This window comes from Streptomyces sp. NPDC027663 (assembly GCF_055566415.1).
Genome location: NZ_JBVHSK010000003.1, coordinates 593926 through 607290, shown reverse-complemented (window position 1 = coordinate 607290; position 13365 = coordinate 593926). Strand labels below are relative to the sequence as shown.

At 72.3% G+C, this 13365-nt stretch carries 16 protein-coding genes; 14 read left to right on the top strand and 2 right to left on the bottom strand.

Annotation, left to right across the window (positions count from 1 at the left end; all coding sequences use genetic code 11):
* Position 1: 1 nt before the first annotated feature.
* From ACZ4SF_RS12060 to ACZ4SF_RS12005, 12 genes are all read left to right on the top strand, one after another.
* A complete protein-coding gene (locus tag ACZ4SF_RS12060) occupies positions 2 to 1849 on the top strand; it encodes a transketolase (RefSeq protein WP_468381854.1) in 1848 nt (615 codons plus the stop codon).
* Positions 1846 to 2781: a non-homologous end-joining DNA ligase gene (ligD, locus tag ACZ4SF_RS12055; RefSeq protein ID WP_468381852.1), complete on the top strand. Its 936-nt coding sequence runs from the start codon at positions 1846 to 1848 to the stop codon at positions 2779 to 2781. The genes ACZ4SF_RS12060 and ligD overlap by 4 nt, the downstream gene beginning before the upstream one ends.
* 105 nt (positions 2782 to 2886) lie before the next feature.
* Positions 2887 to 3264, top strand: a complete 378-nt coding sequence (locus ACZ4SF_RS12050) for a gas vesicle protein GvpO (RefSeq protein WP_468381849.1) — start codon at positions 2887 to 2889, stop codon at positions 3262 to 3264.
* A 65-nt stretch (positions 3265 to 3329) separates the two neighbouring features.
* On the top strand, positions 3330 to 3752 hold the full coding sequence (locus tag ACZ4SF_RS12045; protein WP_468381846.1) for a gas vesicle structural protein GvpA: 423 nt from the start codon (positions 3330 to 3332) through the stop codon (positions 3750 to 3752).
* On the top strand, positions 3749 to 4519 hold the full coding sequence (locus tag ACZ4SF_RS12040) for a GvpL/GvpF family gas vesicle protein (protein WP_468381843.1): 771 nt from the start codon (positions 3749 to 3751) through the stop codon (positions 4517 to 4519). Before ACZ4SF_RS12045 ends, ACZ4SF_RS12040 begins: the two co-directional genes overlap by 4 nt.
* Before the next feature lie 30 nt (positions 4520 to 4549).
* The gene (locus ACZ4SF_RS12035) at positions 4550 to 4813 is read left to right on the top strand and encodes a gas vesicle protein GvpG (RefSeq protein ID WP_468381840.1); all 264 of its coding nucleotides are present in this window, start codon (positions 4550 to 4552) and stop codon (positions 4811 to 4813) included.
* Positions 4810 to 5439, top strand: coding sequence for a DNA primase (locus ACZ4SF_RS12030; protein WP_468381837.1), 630 nt, complete (start codon positions 4810 to 4812; stop codon positions 5437 to 5439). The genes ACZ4SF_RS12035 and ACZ4SF_RS12030 overlap by 4 nt, the downstream gene beginning before the upstream one ends.
* The gene (locus tag ACZ4SF_RS12025) at positions 5436 to 6674 is read left to right on the top strand and encodes an SRPBCC family protein (RefSeq protein WP_468381835.1); all 1239 of its coding nucleotides are present in this window, start codon (positions 5436 to 5438) and stop codon (positions 6672 to 6674) included. Before ACZ4SF_RS12030 ends, ACZ4SF_RS12025 begins: the two co-directional genes overlap by 4 nt.
* Positions 6671 to 7006: a gas vesicle protein gene (locus ACZ4SF_RS12020; RefSeq protein WP_468381832.1), complete on the top strand. Its 336-nt coding sequence runs from the start codon at positions 6671 to 6673 to the stop codon at positions 7004 to 7006. The genes ACZ4SF_RS12025 and ACZ4SF_RS12020 overlap by 4 nt, the downstream gene beginning before the upstream one ends.
* Positions 7003 to 7806: a GvpL/GvpF family gas vesicle protein gene (locus ACZ4SF_RS12015; protein WP_468381829.1), complete on the top strand. Its 804-nt coding sequence runs from the start codon at positions 7003 to 7005 to the stop codon at positions 7804 to 7806. The genes ACZ4SF_RS12020 and ACZ4SF_RS12015 overlap by 4 nt, the downstream gene beginning before the upstream one ends.
* Positions 7803 to 7991 carry a gas vesicle protein gene (locus ACZ4SF_RS12010; RefSeq protein ID WP_468381826.1) on the top strand — a complete coding sequence of 63 codons (189 nt, stop codon included), beginning with the start codon at positions 7803 to 7805 and terminating at the stop codon, positions 7989 to 7991. Before ACZ4SF_RS12015 ends, ACZ4SF_RS12010 begins: the two co-directional genes overlap by 4 nt.
* On the top strand, positions 7988 to 8278 hold the full coding sequence (locus ACZ4SF_RS12005) for a gas vesicle protein K (RefSeq protein WP_468381823.1): 291 nt from the start codon (positions 7988 to 7990) through the stop codon (positions 8276 to 8278). Before ACZ4SF_RS12010 ends, ACZ4SF_RS12005 begins: the two co-directional genes overlap by 4 nt.
* Before the next feature lie 17 nt (positions 8279 to 8295).
* Here ACZ4SF_RS12005 and ACZ4SF_RS12000 read toward each other — a convergent pair whose 3' ends face one another.
* Positions 8296 to 9117 carry a class I SAM-dependent methyltransferase gene (locus ACZ4SF_RS12000; protein WP_468381819.1) on the bottom strand — a complete coding sequence of 274 codons (822 nt, stop codon included), beginning with the start codon at positions 9115 to 9117 and terminating at the stop codon, positions 8296 to 8298.
* Positions 9118 to 9260: 143 nt separating this feature from the next.
* The gene (locus ACZ4SF_RS11995; RefSeq protein ID WP_468381816.1) at positions 9261 to 10754 is read right to left on the bottom strand and encodes a phosphatase PAP2 family protein; all 1494 of its coding nucleotides are present in this window, start codon (positions 10752 to 10754) and stop codon (positions 9261 to 9263) included.
* 85 nt (positions 10755 to 10839) lie between these two features.
* Here ACZ4SF_RS11995 and ACZ4SF_RS11990 point away from each other — a divergent pair, with 85 nt between their 5' ends.
* Complete coding sequence (locus ACZ4SF_RS11990) at positions 10840 to 11496, top strand: histidine phosphatase family protein (RefSeq protein ID WP_468381813.1); 657 nt, start codon at positions 10840 to 10842, stop codon at positions 11494 to 11496.
* Positions 11497 to 11657: 161 nt separating this feature from the next.
* Positions 11658 to 13277 carry an ATP-binding cassette domain-containing protein gene (locus ACZ4SF_RS11985; protein WP_468381810.1) on the top strand — a complete coding sequence of 540 codons (1620 nt, stop codon included), beginning with the start codon at positions 11658 to 11660 and terminating at the stop codon, positions 13275 to 13277.
* Positions 13278 to 13365 lie beyond the last annotated feature (88 nt).

The following is a 13365-nucleotide window of genomic DNA, read 5'->3' as shown; positions in this document are numbered from 1 at the left end:
CATGAACACCGACGAACTCGCCGAACTGGGACAGCAGTTGCGCGTGGACAGCGTGCGGGCGTCCGCCGCCGCGGGATCCGGGCACCCCACGTCCTCGATGTCCGCCGCCGATCTGCTGGCGGTCCTGCTCGCGAACCATCTGCGGTACGACTTCGAGCGTCCCGACCACCCCGCGAACGACCGCTTCGTGCTGTCCAAGGGACACGCCTCCCCGCTGCTGTACGCCGCGTACAAGGCGGCCGGCGCGATCGAGGACGGCGAGCTGCTCACCTTCCGCAAGCTCGGCAGCCGGCTGGAGGGCCATCCGACGCCCCGCCGGCTGCCCTGGGTGGAGACGGCCACCGGCTCGCTCGGCCAGGGACTGCCGGTCGGCGTCGGCATCGCCCTCGCCGGGAAGCGGCTGGACCGCACCGGCTACCGGGTGTGGGTGCTGTGCGGCGACAGCGAGCTGGCGGAGGGATCGGTGTGGGAGGCCGCCGAACACGCCGGCTACGAGAACCTGGACAATCTGATCGCCATCGTGGACGTCAACAGGCTCGGCCAGCGCGGCCCCACCCGGCACGGCCACGCCCTGGACGCCTACGCCCGCCGCTTCCAGGCCTTCGGCTGGCACACCGTCGAGATCGACGGCCATGACGTCGACGCCGTCGACCGGGCCTACGGAGAGGCGCTGTCCACCACCGGCCAGCCCACCGTGATCCTCGCCCGCACCCTGAAGGGCAAGGGCGTGGCCGCCGTCGAGGACCGCGAGGGCCTGCACGGCAAGCCGCTGCCGGAGGCCGAGGAGGCCATCGCGGAACTCGGCGGGCCGCGCGAGCTGCACGTGCGCGTGTCCGAGCCGCAGGCGGCCGCCGCGCTGCGCTCGCTCACCACCGAGGTCGTCCAGCTGCCGCGCTACGACCAGGGCGACGAGGCCGCGACGAGGGACGCCTTCGGCAAGGCCCTCGCCGCGCTCGGCACCGCCCGCGGCGATGTCGTCGCCCTGGACGGTGAGGTCGGCGACTCCACCCGGACCGAGGAGTTCGCCAAGGCCCACCCCGACCGGTTCTTCGAGTGCTACATCGCCGAGCAGCAGCTGGTCGCCGCGGCCGTCGGCATGGCCGCGCGCCGCTGGGTGCCGTACGCCTCCACGTTCGCCGCGTTCTTCACCCGCGCCTACGACTTCGTGCGCATGGCGTCCATCAGCGGCTCCGGGATCAACCTGGTCGGCTCGCACGCGGGTGTCGCGATCGGGCAGGACGGACCCTCGCAGATGGGCCTGGAGGACCTGGCGATGTTCCGGGCCGTGTACGGCTCGACGGTGCTGTACCCGTGCGACGCCAACCAGACCGCCCGGCTGGTGGCGGCCATGGCCGGCCTGGACGGCGTCCGCTACCTGCGCACCTCCCGCGGCAAGACCCCGGTGATCTACGGCCCCGAAGAGGAGTTCCCGGTCGGCGGCAGCAAGACGCTGTACTCCAGTGAGGACGACCGGCTGACGCTGGTCGCGGCCGGGGTGACCGTGCCCGAGGCGCTGGCCGCCGCCGACCGGCTCGCCGAGGACGGCATCCGGGTGCGGGTGATCGACCTGTACTCGGTCAAGCCCGTCGACGCCGAGACCCTGCGCCGGGCGGCCGAGGAGACCGGCTGCCTGCTCACCGTGGAGGACCACCACCCGGAGGGCGGCCTCGGCGACGCCGTCGCGGAGGCCTTCGGCGACGGACGGCCGGTACCCCGCCTGGTCCGGCTCGGGGTGCGCACCATGCCGGGTTCGGCCGCGCCCGACGAGCAGCTGCACGCGGCCGGCATCGACGCCACGGGCATCGCGGCGGCGGCCAGGCTGCTGATCGAGGAGGCGGTCGTGCGATGAGCCGCGGCGGCGCGCGGGCAATCCGGGCGGGCCGTCGCACGGTGGAGATACAGCGGCCGGGGAAGGTGCTCTTCCCCGGCGGCGGGGGTGTGAAGGAGTACACCAAGGGCGATCTCGCCGACTACTACCGGTCCGTCGCGCCGTATCTGATACCGCATCTGCGGGGCCGTCCGCTGATGCTGGAGCGGTATCCGGACGGCCTCGACGGGCAGCGGTTCATGCAGAAGAACACCCCTGAGCACTACCCGGACTGGATCACCCGTGCCGAGGTCGCCAAGGAGGGCGGCACGGTCACCCACGTCGTCTGCGAGGACACCGCCACCCTCCTCTACCTCGCCGACCAGGCCTGTCTCACCCTGCACCGCTGGCTGTCCCGCACCGACCGGGCCGGCGGCCCCGACCACCCCGACCGGCTGGTCTTCGACCTCGATCCCCCCGGTGACGACTTCGCGGCCGTCCGCGAGGCCGCCGCCTGGCTGCGTGAGCTGCTGGACGAACTCGGGCTGCCCGCGGCCCCGATGACCACGGGCTCACGCGGACTGCACCTCGTCGTCCCGCTCCACGGCCGCCACGACTTCGACGACGTACGCGCATTCGCCCACGACGTGGCCGAGTTCGCCGTGGCGCGGCACCCGGACCGGCTCACCACCGCCGCCCGCAAACAGGACCGCGGCGACCGCCTGTACCTCGATGTGCAGCGCAACGGGTACGCCCAGACCGCCGTGGCGCCCTACACCGTCCGGGCCCGACCGGGCGCGCCCGTGGCAGTCCCCCTAACCTGGGAACAGGTGGACGATCCCGGCGTCGGCGCCCGTCACTGGACGCTCTTTGACGCCGTGGACCAGGCGCGCACCGACCCGTGGGCCGGCGCGCTGAGCCGGGGCCGCTCCCTGCGGCGCCCCCGGAGCCGTCTCGCGGCACTGCGTGGCTGACCCACGTATCCCCTTGGACCAGGCACGACCGGCGTTCCCGGCACACAGGTCGGCTCCCGAGGTTTGGCCAAGGACGTGGCGGCCACACGCAGGGGAGAGGTGGCCATGTCGAACGCAAAAGACACATCGCAATCACGGACTTCACAGGGATCACAAGATTCCCAGGAGTCCCAAGAGACACAGAACACCACGGACAGGCATGCGGCGGACGGCGACCGTCCGGCCCCCATGGACGTGCTCCGCCAGGCGCGCGCCCAGCTCACGGAACTCACCGGCCTCGCACCGGAGTCCGTGTCCTCGTTCGAGCAGACCGAGGACGGGTGGGCGCTGGAGGTGGAGGTCCTCGAACTGGCGAAGGTGCCCGACACCATGAGCCTGATGGCGAGCTACCAGGTCGAACTGGACCCCCAGGGCCAGCTCACCGGCTACCGCCGCGTCCGCCGTTACGAACGCGGAAGGGCCGATCCGCGCGGTGGCCGCTGAGTCACCGTCCGCGACCCCACCCGCGCAGAGGGTGCACCTACTACGCACGAGGAGGAATCGCCGGCATGACTGTTGTTCCGGCACAGCAGACTGGAGGCGGAGGCGGCAGCAGCGGTCTCTACGACGTACTTGAGCTGGTCCTGGACCGCGGGCTCGTGATCGACGCGTTCGTCCGCGTCTCTCTGGTCGGTATCGAGATCCTGAAGATCGACGTCCGGGTCGTCGTGGCCAGCGTCGACACCTACCTCCGCTTCGCCGAGGCGTGCAACCGTCTCGACCTGGAGGCCGGCCCGCGCAAGAGCCCCGGCCTGCCCGAGATCGTCGGGGAGGTCACCGAGTCCGGCGCCCGCGGCAAGTCCAAGGGAGCGCTCTCCGGCGCCGCGCAGACCATATCCGATGCCTTCAACCAGGCCCGTGAGGAAGGGGACACCGAGTCCCGGCCGCGCGCCCGCAAGGCTCCGGCGCGCCGGAAGGAGGAGCAGGAGTGAGCACCTACGTCTACGGGATCACGGCCCGGTCGCACCCCGATCTGCCCGAGGGCATGACGGGCGTGGGAGAGCCGGCCCGCCCGGTGCGCGTCCTCGCGGCCGGTGAGCTGGCCGCCGTGGTCAGTGACGCCCCGGAGGATCTGCGGCCCAAGCGCAGGGACCTGCTTGCGCACCAGAACGTGCTCGCCGAGGCCGGCGCCGCCGGCTGTGTGCTGCCCATGCGCTTCGGCAGCGTCGCCGACAACGACGACGCCGTCACCCAGGTGCTCACCGAGCGGGCGGAACACTACGCGGAGCGGCTGCGGGAGCTTGACGGCAAGGTCGAGTACAACGTCAAGGCCACCCACGTCGAAGAGGCCGTCCTGCACCTGGTGATGGCCGAGAACGCCGACGTGCGGTCCCTCGCCGAGGCCAACCGCCGTGCCGGCGGAGGCAGCTACGACGACAAGATCCGCCTCGGCGAGATGGTCGCCGCCGCCGTCAAGGGCAAGGAGGCCGAGGACGCGGCCGAGGTGGAGAACCTGCTGGCACCGGGCGCCGCCGCGGTCAGCGTGGGCCCCGAGTCCACCGGCTGGCTGCTGAACGTGTCCTACCTGGTTCCGCGGGACTCGGCCGAGCGCTTCTTGGCCACCGTGGAACAGGTCCGCAAGGACCACCCCCACCTCGACCTGCGGCTCAACGGCCCGCTGCCGCCGTACAGCTTTGTCGAGCCCGGCCCGGCTCAGCCCGCAGGCCGGGCGGCCGGCGCGGACGCCGGCGCGCAGTAGCGCTCCCGGCCCGAGCGGAAGGAGACCACCGTGGGACTGATCGGCGAAGTGCTGATGCTGCCGTTCGCGCCCGTGCGCGGCAGCGCGTGGGCCATCAAACAGGTGGTCCGCGAGGCGGAACGGATCTACTACGACCCCGCCACCGTACGGGCCGATCTCGCCCGTCTCGAAGAACGGCTGGAGGCGGGCGAGATCACCGAGGAGGAGTTCGACCGGACCGAGGACGAGCTGCTCGACCGGCTGGAGATCGCCCTGCGCTCCGGCAACACCACAGGCAACGGGACGGGACGATGAACCGAATGGCACTGGGCCTCGCCGTAGGGGCCGGGTATCTGCTCGGACGCACCAAGAAGCTGAAGATGGCGCTCGCCGTCGGCTCCATGGTGGCCGGCAAGAAGCTCAACCTCAGTCCGAAGATGCTCGCGGACGTGGTGAACCAGCAGCTCAAGAACAACCCCCAGTTCAAGGAGATCGGGGACCAGCTGCGCCAGGACCTGCGAGGCGTCGGGAAGGCCACCACCGGCGCGATGGTCGAGCGGCAGATGAACTCGCTCGCCGACCGGCTGCACGGCCGCACCTCCCAGGTACGCGACCAGCTCGCCGGCGGACCCCCGGCCGAGGAGGAGCAGGGCGACGAGGACGTCCACGAGGAATCCGCCGACCGGGAGGACGAGGAGGACCGCGGCGACGACCGCGAGGCCCGGGAGAACGAGCCGCGCGGCAAGGAGCGCGACCGGGAGGCGTCGGCGAAGAAGCCCCCCGCCAAGAAGGCCGCGGCCAAGAAGACCGCTCCCGCGAAGAAGGCGGCGGGCAAGAAGACGACCGCGGCCCGCAAGTCGGCCGCGAAGAAGACGGCCGGGGCCGGCGGCACCGCCCGGCGCGCCGCCGGCGGCCAGTCGAAGGGCGGCGATGACCGATGACCGACACCCTCGGATCTGCCACCTCTGCGGCGGGCAAGGCGAAGGGCAGCCCGCTGACCGATCTCGCCCACAGCGAGGCGGCCGACCGGCTGAAGGCGGAGGCACAGGAGTACCTGGCCGCTCAGGCCACGAAGATGCTCACCGGCCTCGGCCGCAAGCTCGGCCAGACCACCACCAAGCTCAACGACATCGCCGAGGGCAACAGTCCGGGCTTCGCCAAGCTCGCGCTGGAGGGCGGCCGCAAGCTCGCCGAGGGCAAGGGGCCGCTGCGCTCCGCGCTCGAGCTGGGTGGCTCCCGCGTCAAGGAGAACGTGATGAACGCGGTCAGAGGCCTCGGGGGCGGCAAGGGCAAGAAGGGCGGCGCGGGCAAGAAGCCCATCGTCATCATGGAGTCCATCGACGTCGGCGTACCGCTGCGGACCGCCTACGACCAGTGGACCCAGTACAAGGACTTCAGCAGCTTCGCCAAGGGCGTCAAGAGCGCCAGCCGCGCCGACGACACCCACTCCGACTGGCAGGCGAAGATCTTCTGGTCCAGCCGCAGCTGGAAGGCGCAGACCACCGAGCAGATACCCGACTACCGCATCCAGTGGACGTCGGAGGGCGCCAAGGGCACCACCAAGGGCGTGGTCTCCTTCCACCGGCTGGAGGAGAACCTCACCCGGGTCCTGCTGGTCATCGAGTACTACCCGACCGGCCTCTTCGAGAAGACCGGCAACATCTGGCGCGCCCAGGGCCGCCGGACCAGGCTGGACCTGAAGAACTTCGCCCGGTTCATCACCCTGAAGGGAGAGGCGGAGGACGCCTGGCGCGGCGAGATCCGTGACGGCGAGGTGGTCCGCAGCCACGAGGACGCCGTGGCCGCCGAAGAGGAGGAGCAGGAGGAGCCCGAAGAGGGCGAGGAGCCCGAAGAGGGCGAGGAAGGCGAGGCGCCCGAGGAGTCCGAGGAGGAGTCCGAGGAGGGCGAGGAGCCCGAGGGATCCGAGGAGTCGGAGGAGACCGAGGAGGAGGGCGAAGAGGAACCCTACGAGGACGAGGAAGAGGGCCCGTACGAGGCTGAGGCCGAGGAGGACGAGGAACCCGCCGAAGAAGGCGAGGAGCCCGCCGAGGAGGACGAGGAGGCCGCCGAGGAGGGCGAGGAGGCCGCCGAGGAATCGTACGAGGACACGGCGGACGAGGACGAGGGGTACGAGGAAGAGGAACCCGAGTACGCCGAACGCGGGAGCCGTCGATGACGATGCCCAACCGCTTCCCCGAGCCCTACGGCCAGGGCTCGGGGGCGAACCTTGCCGACATCCTTGAACGCGTGCTCGACAAGGGGATCGTCATCGCGGGCGACATCAGGATCAACCTGCTCGACATCGAACTGCTCACAGTGAAACTGCGGCTCATCGTCGCCTCGGTCGACAAGGCCAAGGAGATGGGCATCGACTGGTGGGAGAGCGATCCGGCTCTCTCCTCCCGGGCCCGCCGCGACGAGCTGACACGGGAGAACGCCCAGCTGAGAGAACGTCTTGCCCGGCTGGAGGAACTGGAGACGGGCCACGCCCGGAGGGAGGCACCATGACCGGACTGCGGTACGTGTACGCCGTCTGCCGCCCCTTCGAGCTGCCCCTGCAGTCCCAGCTCACCGGCATCGGCGGGGCCCCGCCTGCGGTGCTGCACCACCACGGGCTCGTCGCCGTCGTCAGTACGGTCCCGGAGGCCGACTTCTCCGAGGAGGCACTGAAGGCCCGCCTGGAGGACCTGGACTGGCTGGCCGCGACCGCCCGAGCCCACGAGGGCGTGATCGACGCGCTCACCACGGTCACCACCCCGTTGCCGCTGCGGCTCGCGACCGTCTTCCGGGACGACAGCGCCGTACGCGTGATGATCGAGGCCCGGGAGGACCACTTCCGGCAGCTGCTCGACCGTCTGGGCGGCCGCGTGGAGTGGGGCGTGAAGGTGTACCTGGAGGCGGAACCGGCCGAAGCCGCGCCCGCGCCCGCCGAGAAGCCCGCCAGCGGCCGTGACTATCTGCGCAGCCGGCGCGCGCAGAGCCACGCGGTGGAGGAGAAATGGCAGCGGGCCGAACAATTCGCCCGGTCCCTGCATGAACGCCTCGCCGAGCGTGCCGAGGAATTCCGGCTGCACCGCCCGCAGAATCCCGCGCTTTCCGGCGCCGCGGGACGGAACGTGCTGAACGCCGCCTATCTGGTGCCGCGCAGGTGTTCCGAGGAATTCGTGGAGATGGTGGACCGTACGAAGGACGAGGCCCCCGGGATCCGGGTGGAACTCACCGGCCCCTGGGCCGCTTACTCGTTCACCGGCGAGATCGCCGCGAACGCGGCCGAGAACGCGGCCGGGAACACCGGGGAGGGGCGGTGACCGTAGTCGAACGGCGTGAGGTCGCCCTCGTGGACCTCCTGGACCGGCTGCTGGCCGGCGGAGTCGTGATCACCGGCGACATCACGCTGCGCATCGCGGACGTCGACCTCGTCCGCATCGACCTCAACGCACTGATCAGCTCCGTGAACCAGCAGGTACCTTCGCCCTTCGAGGAGCCCGTATGACCGCGCGCACGCCGCGCAAACGGCTCGATCTGGAACCCGACACCGTCGAACGCGACCTGGTGAAACTCGTGCTCACGGTGGTCGAGTTGCTGCGCCAGCTCATGGAGCGGCAGGCCGTGCGGCGTTTCGACACCGGCGACCTGACCGAGGAGCAGGAGGAGCGGATCGGGCTCACCCTGATGCTCCTGGAGGACCGGATGGCCGAGCTGCGGGACCGGTACGGCCTGCGGCCCGAGGACCTGAATCTGGACCTCGGGCCGCTCGGACCGCTGCTTCCCCGCGACTGACCTCTCCGTTTCGGGGATCAGGCTGCTTTCCGGCACAGGATCTCGCCGTGCAGGACCGCGAACCATCCCTCCTCGCGGCGGCCCCATTCCCGCCAGGCCTCCGACACCGCCCGCAGCTGCTCCGGTGTCGCGTGACCGCCCTGCGTGGCCCGGTCGGCGTAGCCGGATGAGAGGGTCCGGTCCGCCCACAGGCCGCTCCACCAGGCCCGCTCCTCGTCCGTGGCGTACGTCCAGGTGCTGGAGCCGGCGGTCACGTCGGTCAGGCCGGCGGACAGGGCCCAGGCCTTCAGCCGGCGCCCGGCGTCCGGTTCGCCGCCGTTGGCCCGGGCCACCCGCTCGTACAGCTCCAGCCAGTCGTCCAGGCCGGGCACCGCCGGATACCAGGTCATGGCCGCGTAGTCGGCGTCCCGCACCGCGATCAGCCCGCCCGGCTTCGTGACCCGCCACATCTCGCGCAGCGCCTGAACCGGGTCGCCGACGTGCTGCAGCACCTGGTGGGCGTGGACCACGCAGAACGTGTCGTCCGGGTGGTCCAGGGCGTGCACGTCGGCCACCGCGAAGTCGACGTTGGCCAGGCCCCGGGCGGCGGCGGTGGCGCGGGCCTCCGCCAGGACGCCCGGCGCCCGGTCGACGCCGGTGACATGGCCGTCGGGGACCAGTTCCGCCAGGTCGGCGGTGATGGTGCCGGGGCCGCAGCCGATGTCCAGGATCTTCATGTGGGGCTTCAGGGAGCCGAGCAGATACGCCGCGGAGTTCGCGGCGGTCCGCCAGGTGTGCGAGCGCAGCACCGACTCGTGGTGCCCGTGCGTGTAGACGGCGGTCTCCCGGGCTTTCGGCATGGCTGTACCCCTTCGTCCCTCGTCGGCGGACCGGCCGGACCCGTCCGCCGGTACGGATCACCGTACGCCCGCTGGCCGTATGATGAGATACCCGTGTCACCATGTGGTCTGACGTGCAGTCAGGCCTAGTTGCTGAGGGCCTGTCAGTATCGTGTGTTCAGCGGGCGGTAGACCGTCAGGGCCTCCGGCAGTTTCTCCAGTGTCACCTCGCCCGACACCGTCGTTACCTCGCCGTCGTACGCCAGCGGGGTGCCCGGCGCGACGCCGGTCAGCCGCAGCCGGTTCACCTGTACCGCCGCATGCGCGGGCGACCGGGTCAGCGGGCCCGAGGCCGCCGCTGCGAGCAGCCGCAGCGCAGGCCTGCGGCTGCCGTGCACCACCCGCACGTCCAGCAGACCGTCCGCCAGATCGGTACGGCGGCCCGGGGCGAGACCCATGCGGTGGTAGACGCCGTTGCCGACGAACAGCAGCCACAGCGGCCGCCGTTCACCGCTCACCTCCACCTCCAGCGGATGCCGGTCGGCGCGCAGCACGCGCAGTGCGCCCAGCACCCCGGCCGGCCAGCCGCCGATCCGGTGCGACCAGCGGTCCCGCTCGCGCACCAGCTCCGGATACACGCCCAGACTCAGCGTGTTGAGGAACAGGCCCTCCGTGTCCCCGCTGACGAACCGGCCCGCGTCCACCCGGACCGCCTCACCGTGCCGGACGGCCCGGGCCAGCCGGCGTTCGTCCTCCACTCCGAGGTCGTAGGCGAAGTGGTTGAGCGTGCCGCCGGGCAGCACCGCGAGCGGCAGACCGTGCCCGAGGGCGGCGGTGGCCCCCGCGTTCACGGTGCCGTCGCCGCCGCACACCCCGAGCACCCGCGCCCGCGCCGCCGCCTTCTCCAGCTCGTCCACGACCTCATCCGGTTCGCACTCGACGATCTCCGCCTTCGGCAGCGCGTCGTGCAGCGCCCGTACCCGGTCCGCCGTTCCCGAGGCCCGGTTGGCGACCACCACCAGACCGTCGCCCTCGGGCAGCGCCGGTGCGTCGGCCCGTGACCGGGCGGGCCGCTTGACCTGGGTGCGGGCCGGCACCAGGCGCCGTACCAGGAAGGCGGCGCCCGCGCCGAGCGCCGCCCCGGCCAGCACGTCGCTCGGGAAGTGCACCCCGGTGTACACCCGGGACATCGCCACCGAGAACGCCACCGGCGCCACCGCCGCACCCCACGCCGGCGACTCCAGGGCCACCCCGCACGCGAAGGCCGCGGCCGAGGCCGCATGCCCGGACGGGAAGGACGTGGTGATCGGCTGCCGCTTCAGCTGCCGCACCAGCGGCACCGGGTCCAGCACCGGCCGGCGACGGCGCACCGAGCGCTTGCCGAGCGTGTTGATCGCCAGCGAGGCCAGGCTGAGCGAGGCCACCCCGCGGACCGCCGCCCGGCGGGCCCGGGGTGTGCGGCTCGCGGCGATCGCGGCGGCCGTCGCGAACCACAGCACCCCATGGTTCGCGCTCCGGCTCAGCCGGGGCAGCACCCGCTCGGCGCCGGGCCAGTGCCAGGCGGCGGCGGCCTCGAACAGCCGGGCGTCGAGATCGAGGGCCGTCCGCAGCGGGCTGGGGGCGGTCGCGGCGGCAGTCAGGTCCAGGTCTGGGCTCATGGGGTGCGGTTACCCTGAAGTACCCGTTTCTTGTGTTCCCGTGCGGCGGTCGCCGCCCGGCGCGAACGAGAAAGACAGAACCCGGATGCGCCTGCTCCTCGTCCGCCACGGTGAGACCCCGTCCAACGTGGACCATCTGCTGGACACCGCCGTGCCCGGCCCGGGGCTGACGGCGCTCGGCGAGGCGCAGGCCGCCGCGCTGCCTGCGGCGCTCGCCGCCGAGGACATCGAGGCCCTCTACGCCTCCACGCTGATCCGCACCCGGCTCACCGCCGCCCCGCTGGCCGCCGCCCGCGGCCTGGACGTCCTCGTCCGCGACGGCATCCGGGAGCTGTCCGCCGGCGACCTGGAGATGCTGCCCGGTCACACGGCCGAGGGCGAGCGGTACCTGCGCACGGTGTTCGCCTGGGCGGCCGGGGACACCGCGCTGCGCATGCCCGGCGGCGAGAGCGGCGAGGAGGCCCTCGCCCGGTACGACGCCGTGGTCGCCGAGGCCGCGGCGAGCGGCGCCGGGACCGTCGCCATGGTCAGCCACGGCGCCGCGATCCGCGTGTGGACCGCCGCCCGCGCCGACAACGTCGACGTCGCCTTCGCGGCGGCCCGTCCGCTGCAGAACACGGGCGTGGTGATCCTGGAGGGCTCCCCCTCCGACGGCTGGAAGGCGCTGTCCTGGGAGGGCGCCACGGTGGAACCCGCGGGCGAGGGCGGCCCGGCGGGGGAGGCGCTGGACACGGCCGGATAGCGGGGCCCCGGCCGACGGGAGAACTGCCGGACGCGTCGTCCGGCCGGCGGGGGCCCGCCCGGCCGGAGAAGCGCGGGACGCCTCTGGACGCCGCGGCCGGCCCGGTGCGGCGCCGGATAAGGGTTTGCCCGGGGTCCCGGCTGCCCGGAGAATGCCTGCCCATGGGACATCTGGAAGCCGCGCACCTCGAGTACTACCTCCCCGACGGGAGGGCGCTGCTCGGCGATGTGTCCTTCCGGGTCGGCGAAGGCGCCGTCGTGGCGCTGGTCGGCCCGAACGGCGCCGGCAAGACCACCCTGCTGCGACTGATCTCCGGCGAGCTGAAACCGCACGGCGGCACCGTCACCGTCGGCGGCGGCCTCGGCGTGATGCGCCAGTTCGTGGGCTCCGTACGGGACGAGACGACCGTACGGGACCTGCTCGTCTCGGTGGCCCCGCCCCGCATCCGCGAGGCCGCGCGGGCCGTCGACAAGGCCGAGCACGCCATCATGACGGTCGACGACGAAGCCGCCCAGCTGAGCTATGCCCAGGCCCTCGCCGACTGGGCCGAGGCGCGCGGCTACGAGGCCGAGACGCTGTGGGACATGTGCACCACCGCCGCGCTCGGCATGCCGTACGAGCGCGCCCAGTGGCGGCAGGTGAGCACCCTCTCCGGCGGCGAGCAGAAGCGGCTCGTGCTGGAGGCGCTGCTGCGCGGCACCGACGAGGTGCTGCTGCTGGACGAGCCGGACAACTACCTGGACGTGCCCGGCAAGCGGTGGCTGGAGGAACGGCTCAAGGAGACCCGCAAGACCGTCCTGTTCGTCTCCCACGACCGCGAACTCCTCGCCCGTGCCGCCGAGAAGATCGTCTCCGTCGAACCGGGCCCGGCCGGCGCCGACGCCTGGGTGCACGGCGGCGGCTTCGCCACCTACCACGAAGCCCGCCGCGAACGCTTCGCCCGCTTCGAGGAGTTGCGCCGCCGCTGGGACGAGAAGCACGCCCAGCTGAAGAAGCTCGTCCTGAACCTCCGTCAGGCCGCGGCCGTCAGCCATGAGATGGCCTCCCGCTACCAGGCTGCGCAGACCCGGCTGCGCAAGTTCGAGGAGGCCGGCCCGCCGCCGGAGCCGCCCCGCGAGCAGGACATCACGATGCGCCTCAAGGGCGGCCGTACCGGCGTGAGGGCCGTCACCTGCAAGGGACTCGAGCTGACCGGCCTGATGAAGCCGTTCGACCTGGAGGTCTTCTACGGCGAACGGGTCGCCGTCCTCGGCTCCAACGGCTCCGGCAAGTCGCACTTCCTCAGGCTGCTCGCCGGCGAGGGCGTGACGCACACGGGCGACTGGAAGCTGGGCGCCCGCGTCGTACCCGGCCACTTCGCCCAGACGCACGCGCACCCCGAACTCAAGGGCCGCACCCTGCTCGACATCCTGTGGAAGGAACACGCCCAGGACCGGGGAGCGGCCATGTCCCGGCTGCGCCGCTACGAACTCACCCAGCAGGCCGAGCAGACCTTCGACCGGCTGTCCGGCGGTCAGCAGGCCCGCTTCCAGATCCTGCTGCTGGAACTCGCGGGCGCCACCGCGCTGCTCCTGGACGAACCCACCGACAACCTCGACCTGGAGTCCGCGGAGGCACTCCAGGAGGGCCTGGAGGCGTTCGAGGGCACGGTGCTCGCGGTCACCCACGACCGCTGGTTCGCCCGCTCCTTCGACCGCTTCCTGGTCTTCGGCAGCGACGGCCGGGTCCGCGAGACCGCGGAACCGGTCTGGGACGAACGCCGAGTGGAGCGGGCCCGGTAGGTCCGGACCCGCCCAGCCCGCCGCCCCGCGGTCGCCGCCGGTGCGGTGGCCCGCCCCGGACCGTCCGCCGGCGCCTCGTCACCCGTCT

What these genes read in the sequence shown, in the direction of transcription:
- ACZ4SF_RS12060 (WP_468381854.1), top strand. Translation starts at nt 2, where the DNA reads ATGAACACCGACGAACTCGCCGAACTGGGACAGCAGTTGCGCGTGGAC.
- ligD (WP_468381852.1), top strand. Translation starts at nt 1,846, where the DNA reads ATGAGCCGCGGCGGCGCGCGGGCAATCCGGGCGGGCCGTCGCACGGTG.
- ACZ4SF_RS12050 (WP_468381849.1), top strand. Translation starts at nt 2,887, where the DNA reads ATGTCGAACGCAAAAGACACATCGCAATCACGGACTTCACAGGGATCA.
- ACZ4SF_RS12045 (WP_468381846.1), top strand. Translation starts at nt 3,330, where the DNA reads ATGACTGTTGTTCCGGCACAGCAGACTGGAGGCGGAGGCGGCAGCAGC.
- ACZ4SF_RS12030 (WP_468381837.1), top strand. Translation starts at nt 4,810, where the DNA reads ATGAACCGAATGGCACTGGGCCTCGCCGTAGGGGCCGGGTATCTGCTC.
- ACZ4SF_RS12025 (WP_468381835.1), top strand. Translation starts at nt 5,436, where the DNA reads ATGACCGACACCCTCGGATCTGCCACCTCTGCGGCGGGCAAGGCGAAG.
- ACZ4SF_RS12020 (WP_468381832.1), top strand. Translation starts at nt 6,671, where the DNA reads ATGACGATGCCCAACCGCTTCCCCGAGCCCTACGGCCAGGGCTCGGGG.
- ACZ4SF_RS12015 (WP_468381829.1), top strand. Translation starts at nt 7,003, where the DNA reads ATGACCGGACTGCGGTACGTGTACGCCGTCTGCCGCCCCTTCGAGCTG.
- ACZ4SF_RS12005 (WP_468381823.1), top strand. Translation starts at nt 7,988, where the DNA reads ATGACCGCGCGCACGCCGCGCAAACGGCTCGATCTGGAACCCGACACC.
- ACZ4SF_RS12000 (WP_468381819.1), bottom strand. Translation starts at nt 9,117, where the DNA reads ATGCCGAAAGCCCGGGAGACCGCCGTCTACACGCACGGGCACCACGAG.
- ACZ4SF_RS11995 (WP_468381816.1), bottom strand. Translation starts at nt 10,754, where the DNA reads ATGAGCCCAGACCTGGACCTGACTGCCGCCGCGACCGCCCCCAGCCCG.
- ACZ4SF_RS11990 (WP_468381813.1), top strand. Translation starts at nt 10,840, where the DNA reads ATGCGCCTGCTCCTCGTCCGCCACGGTGAGACCCCGTCCAACGTGGAC.
- ACZ4SF_RS11985 (WP_468381810.1), top strand. Translation starts at nt 11,658, where the DNA reads ATGGGACATCTGGAAGCCGCGCACCTCGAGTACTACCTCCCCGACGGG.